Genomic DNA, 17,079 nt, shown 5'->3' on the forward strand with positions numbered 1-17,079 from the left:
TTATACTTAAAATTTTACCTCATCTCCAACCTACGCCAGAAGAATTTTACTTAAAATAATAAGCTTCTGAACGATCAGGATTTATTCGGATAGTTTTAAAATATTCTGAAGGAGATTTTCCGGTGTGTTTTATAAACGCTCTAAAACAAGTAGTTCGAGATTTAAAACCAGAACCCCACGCCATACCTTCTAATGATAAGTCTTTCCATTCGGGATCGTTTATTTTGTCTTTAAAATATTCAATCCTTTTAAGGTTGACATAATCCTGAAAATGAAGACCAAATTCAGAATTAATTAAATTGGATAAATGATGCACAGATATTCCTGTTTCTTCGGCTAAATCTCTGATTACAAAATCCTTTTTTAAGAATAAATTTTTCGAGTTTAACTCATAATCCAGTTTTAAAAGGTATTCTTCTCTTTTTTCGAGAGTCAGTTCGTTTGCAATTGGAATGGTAGCCTTTGTTTCTTTTGTTTTTACGACTAATGTATTGTCGACAACAAAATCGAATGTTTCTTCTTCATCATGAAAAATTTGAGGTCTGAAATAAAGCCATCCGACAGTAAAAAACAATACGGAAGAAATTAGAACGTAACACGAAAGATCTGCTGCATCTACTTTTTGCAACAAAAAATGATGTACAAAAAGTGCCGAAAACAAGAACAAAATCATGAGGTTGTATACTCTAATCCAATTAATTACTTTATTATGATGAAATTGGTTTCCTGTAATTTTTTTCAGATCATAGTTTAAAATCAACATGGTTTGAAAAAAGACATAGAAAAGCCAAATCGTCAGTGTTAAAACAGAAAATGGATTTTGGATTAATTGTCCAAGGTAATGAACGGCTTTTATATCGGTGTAACTTCCAACATAAACAATCAGCGTTAAAAAGAAATAGATAGCAAATGGCACAAAATGCAACCAATCGTATTTTCTGAAACTTTTATTCAGCGATAAAATGTTTCTAACGTACAAAAATGAGCACGGTGCGGTTAAAAATATAAACGCTTTTGTAATGGTAAATAAATCTGGGAAATTTTTAAATAAATTGGCCGACAGATAAAAATTGTAGATACTTACCACCGCAAGACTCAATAAAAACATTCCCAAAAAGAAACTCTTAGAATAGTTTTTTCTGGAAAATAAAACCATAATTGAAGTTGCCAGACCTGCAATTGTAGCTACGAAAAAGAAAAGTGAGAGCAAGATATCGATCATTTTTTTAAGTTTAATTAGTGTATGGTTTTCTTAAAATCTTAAAAATAGAATACGAGAAATGGCGTGTAGATACAAAGCATTGTACTTGCCGTAGATTGGCAAGTACAAAAACTATATTTTATAAAGTTATTTTTTAACTGCTCCTGGAGGGAAACCAGCTAATATTTTTGTGATAGCATCATTAATAAATTGCTCTGGATTATCTGGCCTGCTGTCAATTTCAGCATTTCCGATTCCTTGCCAAATCAATTTATCTGTTTTTGTAGACACGATATCTATAACCAACGAGCCATCAACATAATCGTAGGTATTGAATGTTGTGCTACCGCCACCCATCATGGCGCCACCGCCCCAATATCCGTATGGACGATACATTCCGCCATAGCCATAAAAATTAGTGTCGGCTGTTACTTGAGTTTTGTTTTTTAATATAGAAACTGCATTTACTTTTAAATCTGGATTGCTAGATTCTGTAAATCCTTTTGCCAGCATTTCATTTCTGATTGCTTTTGCAACACGATCAACATTAAGCTGATTCACTTGGCCTTGCTGCGCTTTTAAATCGTAAACTGCAAAGGTTTTGTATTCACTGAAATTAGCCGAATGATCATAATCGGTTGTAACTTTTACAGTTGGAGAGCAGCTGTAAAAAAGACCCAAAAATAAAATTGGGATTATACGAAGACTTGTTCTTTTAATATTCATGTTGTTGCATTTATTAAATTAATAATTAAATCAGTTTAACTCGAATGTATTAAAATCGTAAAAATCTTGAACGAGGGGCGTAACACTTGTCAATAATGCTTATTACAACACAAACAACTATTATACAATTACTTAGAAGGCTATCAAAGATAAATTATTTTATTTAATTAACACTATTAAATAAATAAAATCTTACTTTATGTTTTGTCTCTTTATTTAGTCCAAAATTGATTCGATTCTTTTTGAAATATTTTTACTTTGTACAACTATGCACTATATTATTAGATTTCGGCCGCAATTGGCAATTTTCCGTGTTTTATTGCTTCTAACATTTTATTATAATCCGATTCGTTTTGAGCAGCATATAAAATAGAAAACTCAGCAATTGCATCGGCAAATTCGTCTGTATCTCCAATGTAGCCCGAAATTATCGAGGGATCTCCCGAACGCGCGTGAGCTCTCGCAAGCGCCCAGCCGCAGGCTTTGGCATAATCTGCCATATTTTTGGGTTTCATAACTTCTAAAACTGGTTTTATTTTAGCATCTCTAAGCTGACGAATGTAGAAGAACTTATTTCTGCTGTCATTTGTCCAGCCCAAAAACATATCAGAAGCAGACTGCATCAATTTTTGTCCCATAACAATACGCTCGCCCTGATGCGTATATTTACCTTTGATTTTCACATTTTCTTCAAGAACGCTTTTTCTGGCTTCTTTAAATTGTAAAAAAATAGGTTCGCCAGTAGCAGACATTAATAAACTAATTCCGCAAAGAGTACCAACACTTCCTACGCCAACGACTTTTATGGCCACATCGTGCATCATATATCTGCTTAACAAAACCTGTTTATCTTCTGAAAGAGATTCTACATATCTTTTATGAATGATTTCACCTTCCTTCGCAATTTGTTTTTCCAAATCTCCACTAGGATGAAATATCAGTGGCGGATCATCTTTTATGCGCGCTCTGGCTCCATCAAAATAAGTCATCTTTGCAAACTCCTTTTCGTGCGCGGTATACTCCGACGCTTTTTTTATTCTCTTCTGATCAAATTCTTTGAGTTCTTTGTCGTGGCCTAAATCAATCAATTCTGCAAAATCAATATCGGCATACCAAATTTGAAGAGCCGATAATTTGCTATAATCAATCATATGCCTTTTGTAACTGTCAGCAACATGCCAGGCAAATTCTTTACAGTTCTTTTTGGAGAATTTTCGCCATTGTCCCGCAATAGCAAAACTTGTCGCTAATCTTTTTATGTCCCATTCCCAAGGCCCTGGAAAAGTTTCGTCAAAATCATTAATATCAAAAACCAATTTGCGTTCGGGAGTTGCAAAACCTCCAAAATTCATTAAATGACAGTCGCCACAAAGCTGAAGATTTATTCCCGACACAGGAGTATGGGCCAAATCTGCTGCCATAATAGCGGCGGCTCCTCTATAAAAAGAAAACGGCGATTCCATCATTCTTCTGTACCGAATTGGCAATAAACTTTCAACTCTTCCTATACTCGTCTGAATCAAAATGTCTACTGGATCTTTTCGATTTTTAAAAGAATTCCATTCCTGATGATTTGCCAATGGCGTTTTGTTTCTGATAGAAGCTCCTCTTTCATAACGCTCTGCCTTTGATATTACAGGATCAAATATGGTTTTGTCTATATGTTTTGATTTTTCAGACATCTTATTGATTTATTATTGAGGAAATACAAAAGCGACTACGGCTCTTAAACCCCAATCTGGTTTTATATTTTGATGCCCCACAATCGGAATAAGTGGTTGGACAGAAAACTGAACCACTTGTTTGCCAAATTTTGTAATTCCGCCCATCATTGGATTCAAAGAAATTAAAGTAGTATTGCCTTCCCAATTTTGAGTAATCTCGGCATTTACACCCCAGTTTGCTCCACTTTTATAACTATGAGAAAGAAATATCTGCGTATAAAATTGATTGAAATCGGCGCGATCATTTGCTCCTGCAACAGACCAAATCTGATTAGCAATAAAACCAACTGAAAGTCCTTTTCCTTGATGCATTACCAAAACACTAGGTCCAACACCAAATTTTTCTGTTCCTAATAATTTATCTGTAGCTGTTGGTACTAAAAATGCAGGTCCGACTCCATATATTATTTTTTCGCTTTTTGGAGCAAAAAACGCTGTAACTGTAGCATCACTCAAACCGAATTCATGAGAATTTAATCCCGTAATATTTCTTTGATCCACAACTGGAAGAATCCATCGGCTTATTAAATTTAAGTTGTCGCTCAATTTAAACGGAATAACAGGTTGTACATTGATGGTATACTTCACACCATTGTACGGCCCGATTCCGTAATTCAAATTATTCTGAAGCGGTACGCTAATTAAACTTGCTACCGGATTTGCTAATTTATCAGCAAGTTCCTGAGGACTACTTCCCGGTTTATCTTCTTGCGCATAAGTATTAAGACTAAAAACTAAAGAAACAGCAATTAAAAGTGATTTGATAACATTATAAAACTTCATAGGATTGCTCATTTTAAAATTTATAAATGTTCTTTAAATCAAAATGAAACAACCCAACCAAAAAAGTTGTTTCATTTTAATTCTAACTAACTCAATCTAATTATCGGAAAAAACTTTTTTCCAGTCTTTTTGCATATCCACAACATGCCATTTGTTTTTAGCGGCAGCGTTTAATGATGCATTATCTTTTTCTTGATAACTAAACTCTCTTATCGAATCATTATGGTTTACCAATAATTGAAAAGAAGGGTATTTGTTGCCTTGCGAATAAGTTAACATGGCAATATCTCCTGCTCCGCCCTCGTTTCCGCAAGCAAAAACAGGTCGTTGTCCAATGTGCAATTGAATTCCGACAGGTTTTCCTTCCTTATCATTAAAATGATCTAAAGCCCCTTCTCGCTGTACAGCATTTTTAGCTCCATCATATTTATATTTGAAAGAAGTCCCCACAACCTGATCTTTCGGAATTCCGTAAAAGTCCTGAGATATTCCTCTCACTACTTCTATTGTTCCTCCAGTTACGATAAAGGTTTTGAATCCGTTGGCACGGAGATAATTCAGCAGTTCCAATTGCGGCTGATAGCGTATTTGTTTTACAGGAACATTTTTGCCAGGATATTTGGCATTTTTATAAAAATCTGCAACCGAAGTTTCAAATTCATCTTCTGTCATTCCGGTATGAGTTGCCGCAACGAGTTCTATAAGTGCTTTATCTCCTCCTTTTTCAAAGAACGTTTTATCTTTTTCTACAACCGCTTTAAAAGGCTGTTTTTTTGCCAATTCAGGATTAGCTTCAACCATTTTTTGCACTTTATAAAAAGCAAAAAGTTCTTGTACATAAGGTTTTTCAGCCCATAACGTTCCGTCATTATCAAAAGTTGCAATTCTATCTTGCTCTGGAATAAAGTCTGGACTTCCTTCTTTGGTCACTTTTTCGACATAAGCAATAATATCGCTTTTTAACGCTCCATCGTTCCAGCTCGGCAAAGGATCGCCGCCTGCAGTAGTTTCTGTTTTTTTACTCTCTGTTGTTGGGGAAGTTAACGTATCAGATTTTTTACAGGAAAAGAAAAACAAAACTACTAGAGACAAAAAGTATATATTTTTTCTCATGGTGTTTTTGTTTAATAAAAGAGATTCAGACTCTTCAATCTGAATCTCTTTTGTTATGATTTATTTTTTCTTTTTTGAAGCTGCCTCTTCTTCTTTCATTTTAGGTAAAATGTTTTTCTCAACATACTGTTGCGTTTTAATACCTTGAATAGTCTGTTGAAGTATAACTGTTGGATTAAAACTTGGCGGGAATGAACGTGGTGGATATTCTTTGAATGTTTCTGCAAAAACAAATACATCGTTCATTGCACCATAAACAGATCCTACGTGATTAATTAACCAATCCCAATAAGTATTTGAAGTAAAATCAGCTCGCTCGTATGGATCTTGGTATAAGTTAAATATTTTTTGAAGGCGAAGTTCTGTAAAAGGTTCTGCCCAAACTCCCATAGTTCCTGCTAAACGTTGTTCTGCAAAAACATATTTATAATCGCCTACGCGAAGACCAACTAACAATCCATCATCATCAGAATAGAAGAATTTGTCTCTATGGGTTTTTCCTCCTTTTAATAAATCTGTTTGGTCAAAACCGTCTAAATGCACTTTGTAGGTTTTACCATTTGCATTATAGCCTTTTAAAAGTTTATTTGTAATATCTGGCTCTCCAGCAATAGAAGCAAAAGTTGGAATCCAGTCGTTATGACTCATCAATTCTGTAGTTATAGTACCTGGTTTAATGTGTCCTGGCCATCTTACAATACAAGGTACACGGAAAGCTCCTTCCCAGTTTGTATTTTTTTCTGAACGGAACGATGTCATTGCTCCATCAGGCCAAGTATTCATGTGAGGACCGTTGTCTGTAGAATACACTACGATTGTATTGTCTGCAATTCCTAAATCGTCAAGAGCTTTCAAAATACTTCCAATAGTTTCGTCATGCTCGATCATACCGTCTATATATTCGCTATCTCCATGCGTATATCTTCCTCTATGTTCTTTTCTTACGTGCGTGCGAAGGTGCATACGAGTCGCATTAAACCAACAGAAAAATGGTTTTCCGGCTGCATTTTGTCTTTTAATAAAATCAATAGCTGCTGCAGAAGTTTCATCGTCTACAGTTTCCATTCTTTTTTTAGTAAGCGCTCCTGTATCTTCGATTTTTTGTTTTCCAACTCTTCCAAAACGTGGATCTGTAGTTGCGTCATCTACATTTGTTGCGGTACATTTTAGTACTCCTCTTGGCCCAAATTTCTTCACGTATTCTGGGTCTTTTGGATAATCTGGCAATTCTGGCTCTTCTTCAGCATTTAAGTGATATAGATTTCCAAAAAATTCATCAAAACCATTCACTGTTGGCAAACTTTCGTTTCTATCTCCCACGTGATTTTTACCAAATTGCCCTGTTGCATAACCAAGGCTTTTCATGATACCACCAACAGAAGGATCTAATTGACTCATTCCCATTGGCGCTCCAGGAAAACCTACTTTTGTAAGTCCTGTACGAATACCATGCTGTCCAGTCAAAAACGCTGCACGTCCAGCAGTACAGCTTTGTTCTCCATAATAATGTAAAAATCTTATTCCTTCGTTTGCTAAACGATCAATATTGGGTGTAGTATATCCCATAAGTCCGTCACTATACGCGCTAATATTAGTAATTCCAATATCATCTCCCCAAAGCACCAAGATATTTGGTTTTTTACTTTGTGCCGTAACAGAAACACCAGATAAAAATAATACTGCCAATACCTGAATGGTATTTATAAATCCGCATTTTAATTTGATTTGTTTCATGATAAAAAAATTCGTTAATAATTCTTATTGTATGAGTTTGAAAAATCTAAAAAAACAAATGGGAAAATTGTAAGTTTCAAAAAATGCACTCAATTGAGGTTTCATTTTTTTGATGTGTTTCAAATTCATTTTATTTAAAAATTTGAAACAAAATATTTTTAACTTTTTCTTAAGTATCTCAAAATTAACCAATAAGTAAGCGAACAATCGTATTTATTAGGCAAGAGCTTGTTTCATTTTATAATATGAAACAACATAATTTGAAAATTTGCATCAAATTGTTTCATTTTCTAAAATGAAACACACCAAAACGTCAGAAAATTAAGTGGTTATGACTTTCTTCGTAAAAAAGTAAAAAAGAAGTAAATGATGGGTTGAATCCGTTTTTAGCGTAGGCATTTTTCAATTTTGCAACAAGATGAAACGAAAAAACCTAGTTTTTCATCTAAATTACCATCAGATTATCAGAGAATTAAATCAGAAAACATCCCCAAAGAGTAAAATATTGGGTAGGAAAGTAAAGTGATTTTTTTTTCAAAAATCATTAAAAACAAAAAAGCCGTTTAAAAATATAAACGGCTTTTTTTAATATTTAAAGAAATATTACTCGATTTCAGAAACTCTCATCGTGTTAACCATTCCTCTATCTTTAATTGGCATTGCAGCAAGGTTGATTAAATAATCTCCTTTTTGTGCATAACCTTTATTAACTGCAATTTGATTTACATCTGTTACAGTATCATCTGTACTTTCTTCATTATCATAGTAGAAAGATTTAACTCCCCATAATAAATTCAATTGTGTTAAGATTCTTCTGTTTGAAGTAAATACTAAAATGTGTGCTGTTGAAGGTCTCCAAGCTGAAATTTGGAAAGCTGTATAACCGCTGTTTGTTAAAGTACAGATTGCTTTAGCTTCAATTTCGTTAGCCAATAATGCTGCTTGGTGACAAACAGTTTTAGTAACAAAACGTTTTGTTTTAATTTGTGGCGTATTTTGTGGAACTTGAATAAGTGGTGAATTCTCAACAGCCTCACAAATTTGTGCCATTCTTTGAATTACTTGAACTGGGTAGTTTCCAGTTGCAGTTTCTCCAGACAACATTACAGCATCTGCACCATCCATTACTGAGTTAGCAACGTCGTTTACTTCTGCTCTTGTTGGAGTTAAACTTGTAATCATTGTCTCCATCATTTGTGTAGCAACGATAACAGGAATTCTAGCCGTTTTAGCTCTTCTAATCAAATCTTTTTGTACCAATGGAACTTCGTGAGCAGGAAGCTCAACACCAAGATCTCCACGAGCAACCATTAAACCATCGCAATATGCTACAATTTTATCCATGTTCTCTAGAGCTTCTGGCATTTCAATTTTAGCAATAATTGGAATTTTAACTTCAGAATGCTTAGCAATTAATTCTTGTAAATCTTGTAAATCGCGAGGAGTCTTTACGAATGAAAGTGCGATCCAGTCTACTTTTTGCTCAATTGCAAAAATTGCATCAGCAATATCTTTTTCAGTTAAAGCTGGTAAAGAAATTTTTGTGTTTGGAAGATTAACCCCTTTTTTAGATTTTAATTCTCCACCTTGAATAACTTTAGCAACAACTTCTGATTTTTTATCTGTAGAAACAATTTCAAAAATAAGTTTACCATCGTCAAGCAAAATACGCTCTCCAACATTTACATCATTTGGAAAATTTTGATATTTCATAAATGCTTTTTTAGCATTTCCTACAATATCTTCTGCTGTTGTAAAAGTGATTTCGTCTCCATCGTGAACAACAGTTCCTTCTTCCATCACACCAACTCTAAGTTTTGGCCCTTGCAAATCTCCTAAGATTGCTGTAGTGTAACCAAACTCTTCGTTTAATCCTCTAATGATATCGATTTTCTCTTTTACTCCTTCGTAATCTGCATGCGAAAAATTGATTCTAAACACATTAACCCCTGCTTCGATCATATCTTTAATGATCTCTCTTGTACTACAAGCGGGCCCAAGTGTAGCAACAATTTTGGTTTTCTTGTTTGTTAACATTTTTTTTAAAAAATTAGATTGTTTTTTGATTTTATTTTGTCTGTATCAACGACATAAATAGCCGCAATACTTTCTATTGTGTTTAATTTTTGTTGAATTTCTGAAAAATTAAGCGCCTCTTCGCTATTATCAATTTTCAGGAAAAAATCGACTTTTTTAAATTCAGGAAGTAAATGAATTGTTGTCGAAACCTCACTTGTTTCATTAGAAAACAAATTCTGAAAATCATTTGTACTCACAGAAATGATTTCATTTTTATTCTGAATTAAATTCCAGGAAACAGCTTTTTCTTCATCGTAATAATAGAATCTAGAAAAATTTGCTTCACCTTCCTTAGTTTGAGCATGGATCTCGTGTTTGCTCTTACTTAAGTTGATCGGAAGGATTTTATTAATAAAATAAGCCAATCTATAATCTTCTAATGAAGTATGAATTGCCATTAAATAATAATCAATTTCGTCAAATTCGTCTAAATCCAATTTATGAATAGCCATGTCTTGAAAAATCAAGTTGTAAATATACTATTTCTAAACGGAGCATCAACAGTTATGACGTGCTTGTTTTGTTAAATTATAAACGAAAACGTTGTAGACTTGTGATAGTTACAACATTTTTGCAGCTATTTCTTGTCAATTTTCTCTTGAAATGCAAAATAAGCTCTTTGCGATGCTTTTTCTTCTGCTTTCTTTTTTGAAGTTGCACGCGCTCTTGCGACAACTTTATCATCGATACTTAATTTGACACCAAATAAACGCTGGCCGTCTATGCCATTATCTTCAAAAATGTCATAATGAAAAACTCTTTTTTCTTTCTGACACCATTCGATAACAAGGCTTTTATAACTTATAACTTTTCCTTCTAGTCGAGCAATATCGACATAAGGAGTAACTACTCTTTTCTGGATGAATTTCTCGCAGAAAGCATAGCCTTTATCTAAATAAATTGCTCCAATTAAAGACTCAAAAATATTACCGTGAATGTTTTCTCCAAAGTGCTGAATTGGCACTTTGCTTTCTACAAACTGTACTAAATTTAAATCTTTTCCTAATTCGTTCAAATGTTCTCGACTCACAATTTTCGAACGCATTTTGGTTAAGTAACCTTCGTCGCCATTTGGAGCTTTATTAAATAAATGCGCAGCAATTACGGCACTTAACATAGCATCTCCTAAAAATTCTAAACGTTCGTAATTGATAGGATGCCCATTTTGATCTAACTTATTAGAAGAACGATGCGTGAAAGCCCTTCGATAAAAATCAACATTTGTAGGCGGAAAACCAAGAATTTTCTGAATAGTGTCAAAAAAAATCCCGTCTTCTAGAGAACGGGATTTAGAAAATATTTTTTTGATAATATTCATATACAGAAAATTAATCAGCTAGTTTTTTAAACAATACGCAAGCATTGTGTCCACCAAAACCAAATGTATTACTCATAGCAACATTTACTTCTCTTTTTTGAGGTTTGTTTAGAGTAAGGTTTAATGATGGGTCAATGTTTTCGTCAACAACAGTATGGTTAATCGTTGGAGGAACAATTCCGTGTTGCATTGCCAAGATAGAAGCAATAGCTTCAATAGCTCCAGCAGCACCAAGTAAGTGTCCTGTCATAGATTTTGTAGAGTTGATGTTGATGTTTTTAGCGTGATCACCAAAAACTTTACTAATCGCTTTTAACTCAGCAACGTCTCCTAATGGAGTAGAAGTTCCGTGAGTATTGATATGATCAACTTGATCAGGCGTCATTCCAGCATCTCTCAATGTGTTTTCCATTACTGCGATAACTCCAATTCCTTCTGGATGTGGTGCAGTTAAGTGGTAAGCATCTGATGACATACCGCCTCCGCCAATTTCGCAATAAATTTTTGCGCCTCTTGCTTTTGCATGCTCGTAATCTTCAAGAACTAATGCTCCTGCTCCTTCTCCTAATACGAAACCATCTCTAGTTGCGTCAAAAGGTCTTGAAGCTGTTTCTGGGCTTTCGTTTCTTGTAGATAAAGCGTGCATTGAACTAAATCCTCCCATACCAGCAATTGTAACTGCAGCTTCAGAACCACCAGAAACAATAACGTCGCACATTCCTAAACGAATGTAGTTGAAAGCATCGATTAATGCATTTGCAGAAGATGCACAAGCAGAAACCGTTGTGTAATTTGGCCCCATATATCCGTTACGCATAGAAATATGCGCAGGAGCGATATCAGCAATCATTTTAGGAATAAAGAAAGGATTGAACTTTGGAGTTCCATCACCTTTTGCATAATACAATACTTCATCTTGGAAAGTTTCTAAACCTCCAATTCCTGCTCCCCAGATAACACCAACTCTTTGTTTGTTTACGTTATCATTTGTGATTCCAGCATCTTTAATAGCTTCGTCACTGGCAGCAATTGCATATTGTGCAAATTTATCTAATCTACGAGATTCCTTGCGATCCATGTAATCTTCAATATTGAAGTTTTTCACTTCGCAGGCAAATTTCGTTTTGTGCTTCTCGGTATCATAATATGTGATCGGAGCGGCTCCGCTAACCCCATTCACAAGTGCATTCCAATATTCTTGGATATTATTCCCAATAGGAGTAAGTGCACCTAATCCTGTTACAACAACTCGCCTTAATGCCATAAATATGTGTTTTGTACTTTAAACAAATAAAACCCACGCTTTCTTAACTTATTGTTATTTAAGAGCCATGGGAATTACAATAAAATATATCTTGTTTGATTGAAAATCAATCTAAATTTAAAATTTAAAAAAAAATAATAACACCCGACTCTTAAAAATTTCAAAAATCAAAAATCAGATTCCAACTGGAATTTGGAATTTCAAAAATTGGGACTTTTAGAAATCGGGTGTGGTATTATTATTTTTTTGCTTCTTCGATATAAGAAATAGCTTGACCTACAGTAGCAATGTTTTCTGCTTGATCGTCTGGAATTTGAATATCAAATTCTTTTTCGAATTCCATAATAAGCTCAACAGTGTCTAATGAGTCAGCTCCTAAATCATTAGTGAAGCTTGCTTCTGTTACAACTTCGTTTTCGTCAACACCTAATTTGTCTACGATAATCGCTTTTACTCTTGATGCAATGTCTGACATAATCTTTAATTTTAGAATTTAATTTGTTGGCAAAAATAAAAAACTTTATTTTAAAACCATGATTTAGTTAATAAATGTAACACTAATTTATAAAATTAATTTCAAGAAAGGTCTTTTAAAGCTATTTATTTTCGATTTTTATTCCGTTTTTTGCACTCTCAAAACACACAACTTTATGAAAAAAATTATCGTTTTCGCCTCAGGATCAGGAAGTAACGCAGAGAACATTATAAAATATTTTTCGAACACTGAAATTGCAAAGGTCGTTTCGGTCTTTACAAATAATGCTTCGGCAAAAGTGATTGAAAGAGCAAAAAATCATCAAATTCCTGTCGAAATCTTCTCAAAAAATGAACTTTTAGAAAGAAACGTACTACAAAAAGTACAGGAAATCGACCCGGATTTGATAATTTTAGCTGGCTTTTTGCTAAAGTTCCCAGAAAACATAATCGAACAGTATCCAAACAAAATAATTAATATCCATCCAGCCCTTTTACCTAATTATGGAGGCAAAGGAATGTATGGAATGCATATACATAGAGCAATCGTAAATAATAAAGAAAAAGAAACTGGAATCTCTATTCATTATGTTAATGAAAACTATGACGAAGGTGCGATTATCTTTCAAGCAAATGTTGCCTTAACAGATGAAGATACTCCAGAAACAGTTGCAGAGAAGATTCATGAATTGGAGCAAAAACATTTTCCTGAGATTATTCATAAAATCCTTGAGGAAAATTCTAAAAACTAAAATTAATTTTAAACCATATAAGCCATATAAGTTCATTTAAAAGCAAACCTATATATGCTTTAATAGCTACGAAATTATTCCAAAAATTCATATCCCTATATAACTTATATGCGCTTTGACTAGCTTAGAAATCATTCAAGTAGGTTATATGCCCTTATATACTTATATGGTTTAAAACACAAAACAATAATTGGGCTCAATCTTAGATCAATCTAAAATCTGAAATCTACAATCTAAAATAATTAAATGACCCACGAAGTACACATATATACAGACGGCGCTGCTAAAGGAAATCCAGGAAATGGAGGTTATGGAGTCGTAATGGAATTAGTCGGAACACCGCATAAAAAAGAATTTTACGAAGGTTTTCGTTTGACTACTAATAATAGAATGGAGCTTCTAGCCGTAATTGTCGGTTTAGAAAAGCTAAAAAAACCGAACATGAAAGTTTTGGTAATTTCCGATTCTAAATATGTGGTAGATTCTGTTGAAAAGAAATGGGTTATGGGTTGGGAAAAAAAGAAATTTGCCGGTCGTAAAAACCCAGATTTATGGAAACGTTTTTTAATTGCATATCGCAAACACCAAGTGGATTTTAAATGGATAAAAGGCCACAACAATCATCCTCAAAACGAACGTTGTGATCAATTGGCTGTAATGGCTTCAATGCAGCCAAAACTTTCTGTTGATGAATATTACGAAACTATCGGATCTAAAGAATAAAAAAAAAACGCATCAATTAATTGATGCGTTTTTCATTACTAATCTAAAATCTTTATTCTTTGTCCAGATCTTTTGCAGTTTTAAATCCAACCAAAAGTCCGATACCTGCCATTATAAAAATAATTGAAGGATAAACAGCGCCATCATTAAGAGAAGTGTAAGTTGTAATTACCAAAGCAAGGAAAATTCCAACACCACTACCGATTAATAAAAATGCCAGGTTTACTACAAGAATTTTCCATACCGAAACCCTATTTGTTTTTGATTGAAAAAAGATACTGGCATCAACACCTTTCTCTATAAGTGCTAAACGTTCTCTGTTTCTTGTTGAGTAAACTAAATAAACGATCCCAAAGATCATTGCAAAAAAACTAAGTGGTACTAAAATTTCTGGTCCCATGATTTTATATTTTTTAATTGATTGATACTCCATATGACGACACCTTTTAAATTGAGGTTACAAGAATTTGAAAAAAAATTCAATTTTTAAAACTTCAGAACCAAAACTTACTGATAATCAATTAATTTTAATCCTTGAAACCTTGTCAAAATTTTAAGTTTTAACAAAGTTTACCTATATATAGTTCCATCAATTGGAATTGGGGATTTAAAATTTAAAAATTGAATTTTTTTTCAAATTCTTGTAACCTAAACAAAAGACATGTCGTCTTATATAATATGAGTACTTTAAATGATCAGCATTATATCGACAGAATTCTGCAAGGCGAAACCAATTTGTTTGCCGTGCTGGTTGATCGTTATAAAGATATGATCTTTACATTGTCACTCAAAATGGTCAAAAACAGAGAAGAAGCCGAAGAAGCCACACAGGACACTTTTATAAAAACGTTTAATTCGTTAAGCAAGTTCAAAGGCGATTCAAAATTTTCAACGTGGATTTACAAAATCTCCTATAATACATGTTTAGATCGTTTGAAGAAAAGCAAAAAAGAAGAACATAATATTTCCATTGATGAATTTTCGTCACATTTAATCAAAACAATGGAAAATGCTTTGAGTGCTTTAGAAGATAAAGAACGAAAGCAGGCAATTCAAAATTGCTTAAATTTGTTACCAAGTGATGACAATTTTTTGCTAACGCTTTTTTATTTTGAAGATCAGAGTTTAGAAGAAATTGGCAAAATCATGAATATAAATACTAATAATGTCAAAGTAAAATTATTTAGAAGCCGACAAAAATTAGCCACCATTTTAAAAACGCAGTTAGAACCCGAAATAGTTGAGTATTATGAAAGAGAGCGATAAAAACTTAGAAAATCTTATTGATAAAATGATGGCCGAAAACACACTGCAATCGCCATCTGCCGACTTTACTTCGAACTTGATGTCGCAAATTCTTGTTGCTGAAAAGGCAAAAATAAAACCATACAAACCTTTGATTTCAACATCAACATGGATTTTTATTGGTTTATCAGTAATAATGTTAGTTGTTTACAATATTCTTTTTGCAGGAGCTGAAAATAATGTAGAAATAGGAAAAACATACACAGATAAAATTGCAGCGATCTTTTCTGGAATACATATTTCAAAAAACATCTTGTATGCCTTTTTGATTGTTCCTATTATGATGCTGATTCAGATTGGTGTTTTGAAAAATTATTTTGATAAAAAATATCAGATGTAATATTATTTTAAAAGAAATGAAAAATATCAAAATCAAAGGTTTAAAAGCATTTACATTTTCCCTCTTAAGCTTGTTGTTTTTTGTCTCGAGTTACGCTTCAGCAACTCCCACAAACTTTACCACTAAAGAAATAAAATTTGTTAGTGAAGGATTTTCTCTTGCTGGAACTATTTTTATACCTAATAAAATACAGGCCGCCGTTGTAATTATTCATGGATCTGGACAAGAAAAAAGAATGATAGACTTTGCCACAACTCTAGCCAATAATGGAATCGCAGTTTTAACCTATGATAAACGTGGAGTTGGAGAATCACAAGGTGTATATGCTGGACCTGAAGTAGGAACTAATAATGTTGATTTCTCAAACCTAAACCTTTTATCTTTAGATGCTAGTGCTGCTGTAAATACTTTATCTAAATCTTTATCAAACAATAAAATAGCAATTGGTTTAATAGGCGGTAGCCAAGCCGGATGGATAATTCCATTGGCTGCAGAAAAAAATAAGAAAGTTAAATTTATGACGATTTTTAGCGGAGCACTTATAACCGTTAAAGAACAATTGAGATTCCAATTTTATACCAATGGAGATAAAAATTTTTGGGATACGCATTCAGAAGAAGAAGCGAGAAAACATGTATTCAATGATCCAGACAAATATGAATTCATCGATACAAATCCTAATGATGTTCTTTCTAAATTGTCAATTCCAGGACTCTGGATTTTTGGAGGCAAAGACATTCAAGTTCCCGTGAAACTATCAATTGAATATCTTGATAAATTAAAATCTAAAGGAAAAAATTACAACTATAAATTGTTTCCAGATTTAGGACACAATACCGCATTTTCCAAATCTGAGGAACCGATGAAGGATGCAATTAATTGGATGAAAAATATTAATTAAAAAAAGCATTTTCAAGAAGCTGTAAAATAATCGCAATTTTTTTCGAAAAAGTTGCAACTTAACTCTAGAAAACATATTTTAAGCTTTCTAGCAAACCCATTTTAATCAATTCATTTACAATAGTTTTACTTCGAAATCGTTGTCATTTTTTTAAGAAAATTTTGAGAACCTAAACCATTGCAAGATTGTAACTTATGAAGTATCTTTGCACCCTAATTCGAAATTCATAAAATGAATAAACTATTGATTGTTGGAACAGTTGCTTTCGACGCGATTGAAACTCCTTTCGGAAAAACAGATAAAATTTTAGGTGGTGCTGCAACCTATATCGGATTATCAGCGTCATTTTTTAACTTGCAATCAGCCATTGTTTCTGTAGTTGGCGACGATTTTCCTCAAGAACATTTAGATTTATTGACTTCAAAAAATATTGATATCTCTGGTATCGAAATTGTAAAAGGAGGAAAGACCTTTTTCTGGAGCGGTTTATACCACAACGATTTAAATTCTAGAGATACTTTAGTTACTGAATTGAACGTTTTAGCTGATTTTCAGCCGAAAGTTCCTCAAAACTACAAAGATGCTGATGTTGTAATGTTAGGAAACTTACACCCATTAGTACAAAGCAGTGTTTTAGATCAA

General features: G+C 33.3%; 17 protein-coding genes and 1 pseudogene. 6 read left to right on the forward strand and 12 right to left on the reverse strand.

Features of this window, described 5'->3' with window-relative positions; genetic code table 11:
* Positions 1 to 46: 46 nt before the first annotated feature.
* The 11 genes from ACE01P_RS07125 to ACE01P_RS07175 form a co-directional block, all read right to left on the reverse strand.
* Complete coding sequence (locus ACE01P_RS07125) at positions 47 to 1,222, reverse strand: helix-turn-helix domain-containing protein (RefSeq protein ID WP_379695702.1); 1,176 nt, start codon at positions 1,220 to 1,222, stop codon at positions 47 to 49.
* 126 nt (positions 1,223 to 1,348) lie between these two features.
* Entirely contained in the window at positions 1,349 to 1,927 is a 579-nt protein-coding gene (locus tag ACE01P_RS07130; RefSeq protein ID WP_379695704.1) for a DUF4136 domain-containing protein, read from the reverse strand.
* 281 nt (positions 1,928 to 2,208) lie between these two features.
* Positions 2,209 to 3,609: a DUF2252 domain-containing protein gene (locus ACE01P_RS07135; protein WP_379695706.1), complete on the reverse strand. Its 1,401-nt coding sequence runs from the start codon at positions 3,607 to 3,609 to the stop codon at positions 2,209 to 2,211.
* 12 nt (positions 3,610 to 3,621) lie between these two features.
* The gene (locus ACE01P_RS07140; RefSeq protein WP_379695708.1) at positions 3,622 to 4,434 is read right to left on the reverse strand and encodes a hypothetical protein; all 813 of its coding nucleotides are present in this window, start codon (positions 4,432 to 4,434) and stop codon (positions 3,622 to 3,624) included.
* 96 nt (positions 4,435 to 4,530) lie between these two features.
* On the reverse strand, positions 4,531 to 5,547 hold the full coding sequence (locus ACE01P_RS07145) for an HAD family hydrolase (protein WP_379695710.1): 1,017 nt from the start codon (positions 5,545 to 5,547) through the stop codon (positions 4,531 to 4,533).
* A gap of 60 nt (positions 5,548 to 5,607) precedes the next feature.
* Complete coding sequence (locus ACE01P_RS07150; RefSeq protein WP_379695712.1) at positions 5,608 to 7,281, reverse strand: arylsulfatase; 1,674 nt, start codon at positions 7,279 to 7,281, stop codon at positions 5,608 to 5,610.
* Positions 7,282 to 7,884: 603 nt separating this feature from the next.
* Entirely contained in the window at positions 7,885 to 9,318 is a 1,434-nt protein-coding gene (pyk, locus tag ACE01P_RS07155) for a pyruvate kinase (protein WP_379695714.1), read from the reverse strand.
* Between the two features lie 5 nt (positions 9,319 to 9,323).
* Positions 9,324 to 9,812 (reverse strand): IPExxxVDY family protein, encoded by a 489-nt coding sequence (locus ACE01P_RS07160; protein ID WP_379695716.1) that lies wholly within the window; start codon positions 9,810 to 9,812, stop codon positions 9,324 to 9,326.
* Between the two features lie 125 nt (positions 9,813 to 9,937).
* Positions 9,938 to 10,678 carry a ribonuclease III gene (rnc, locus tag ACE01P_RS07165; RefSeq protein ID WP_198854956.1) on the reverse strand — a complete coding sequence of 247 codons (741 nt, stop codon included), beginning with the start codon at positions 10,676 to 10,678 and terminating at the stop codon, positions 9,938 to 9,940.
* A 10-nt stretch (positions 10,679 to 10,688) separates the two neighbouring features.
* Complete coding sequence (gene fabF, locus ACE01P_RS07170) at positions 10,689 to 11,942, reverse strand: beta-ketoacyl-ACP synthase II (protein ID WP_111368511.1); 1,254 nt, start codon at positions 11,940 to 11,942, stop codon at positions 10,689 to 10,691.
* Between the two features lie 238 nt (positions 11,943 to 12,180).
* Complete coding sequence (locus ACE01P_RS07175; protein WP_007137004.1) at positions 12,181 to 12,417, reverse strand: acyl carrier protein; 237 nt, start codon at positions 12,415 to 12,417, stop codon at positions 12,181 to 12,183.
* Positions 12,418 to 12,592: 175 nt separating this feature from the next.
* Between ACE01P_RS07175 and purN the strand changes: the two genes are divergently transcribed.
* Both purN and rnhA read left to right on the forward strand, forming a co-directional pair.
* Complete coding sequence (gene purN / locus ACE01P_RS07180; protein WP_379695718.1) at positions 12,593 to 13,168, forward strand: phosphoribosylglycinamide formyltransferase; 576 nt, start codon at positions 12,593 to 12,595, stop codon at positions 13,166 to 13,168.
* A 246-nt stretch (positions 13,169 to 13,414) separates the two neighbouring features.
* On the forward strand, positions 13,415 to 13,891 hold the full coding sequence (gene rnhA, locus ACE01P_RS07185; RefSeq protein ID WP_379695720.1) for a ribonuclease HI: 477 nt from the start codon (positions 13,415 to 13,417) through the stop codon (positions 13,889 to 13,891).
* A gap of 52 nt (positions 13,892 to 13,943) precedes the next feature.
* On the opposite strand, the gene ACE01P_RS07190 is transcribed toward rnhA, so the two are convergent.
* On the reverse strand, positions 13,944 to 14,291 hold the full coding sequence (locus tag ACE01P_RS07190; RefSeq protein ID WP_379695722.1) for a DUF6249 domain-containing protein: 348 nt from the start codon (positions 14,289 to 14,291) through the stop codon (positions 13,944 to 13,946).
* Positions 14,292 to 14,569: 278 nt separating this feature from the next.
* On the opposite strand from ACE01P_RS07190, the gene ACE01P_RS07195 reads away from it, so the two are divergent.
* The 4 genes and pseudogenes from ACE01P_RS07195 to ACE01P_RS07210 all read left to right on the forward strand — a co-directional run.
* Positions 14,570 to 15,157 carry an RNA polymerase sigma factor gene (locus ACE01P_RS07195; protein ID WP_379695724.1) on the forward strand — a complete coding sequence of 196 codons (588 nt, stop codon included), beginning with the start codon at positions 14,570 to 14,572 and terminating at the stop codon, positions 15,155 to 15,157.
* Entirely contained in the window at positions 15,141 to 15,536 is a 396-nt protein-coding gene (locus ACE01P_RS07200) for a hypothetical protein (protein WP_379695726.1), read from the forward strand. Before ACE01P_RS07195 ends, ACE01P_RS07200 begins: the two co-directional genes overlap by 17 nt.
* A 16-nt stretch (positions 15,537 to 15,552) precedes the next feature.
* Entirely contained in the window at positions 15,553 to 16,437 is an 885-nt protein-coding gene (locus tag ACE01P_RS07205) for an alpha/beta hydrolase family protein (protein WP_379695728.1), read from the forward strand.
* A 231-nt stretch (positions 16,438 to 16,668) separates the two neighbouring features.
* Positions 16,669 to 17,079: pseudogene (locus ACE01P_RS07210) on the forward strand (sugar kinase); the annotation flags it as partial.

Origin of the sequence: Flavobacterium sp. HJSW_4, assembly GCF_042436695.1 — a bacterium.
Lineage (GTDB): Bacteria > Bacteroidota > Bacteroidia > Flavobacteriales > Flavobacteriaceae > Flavobacterium.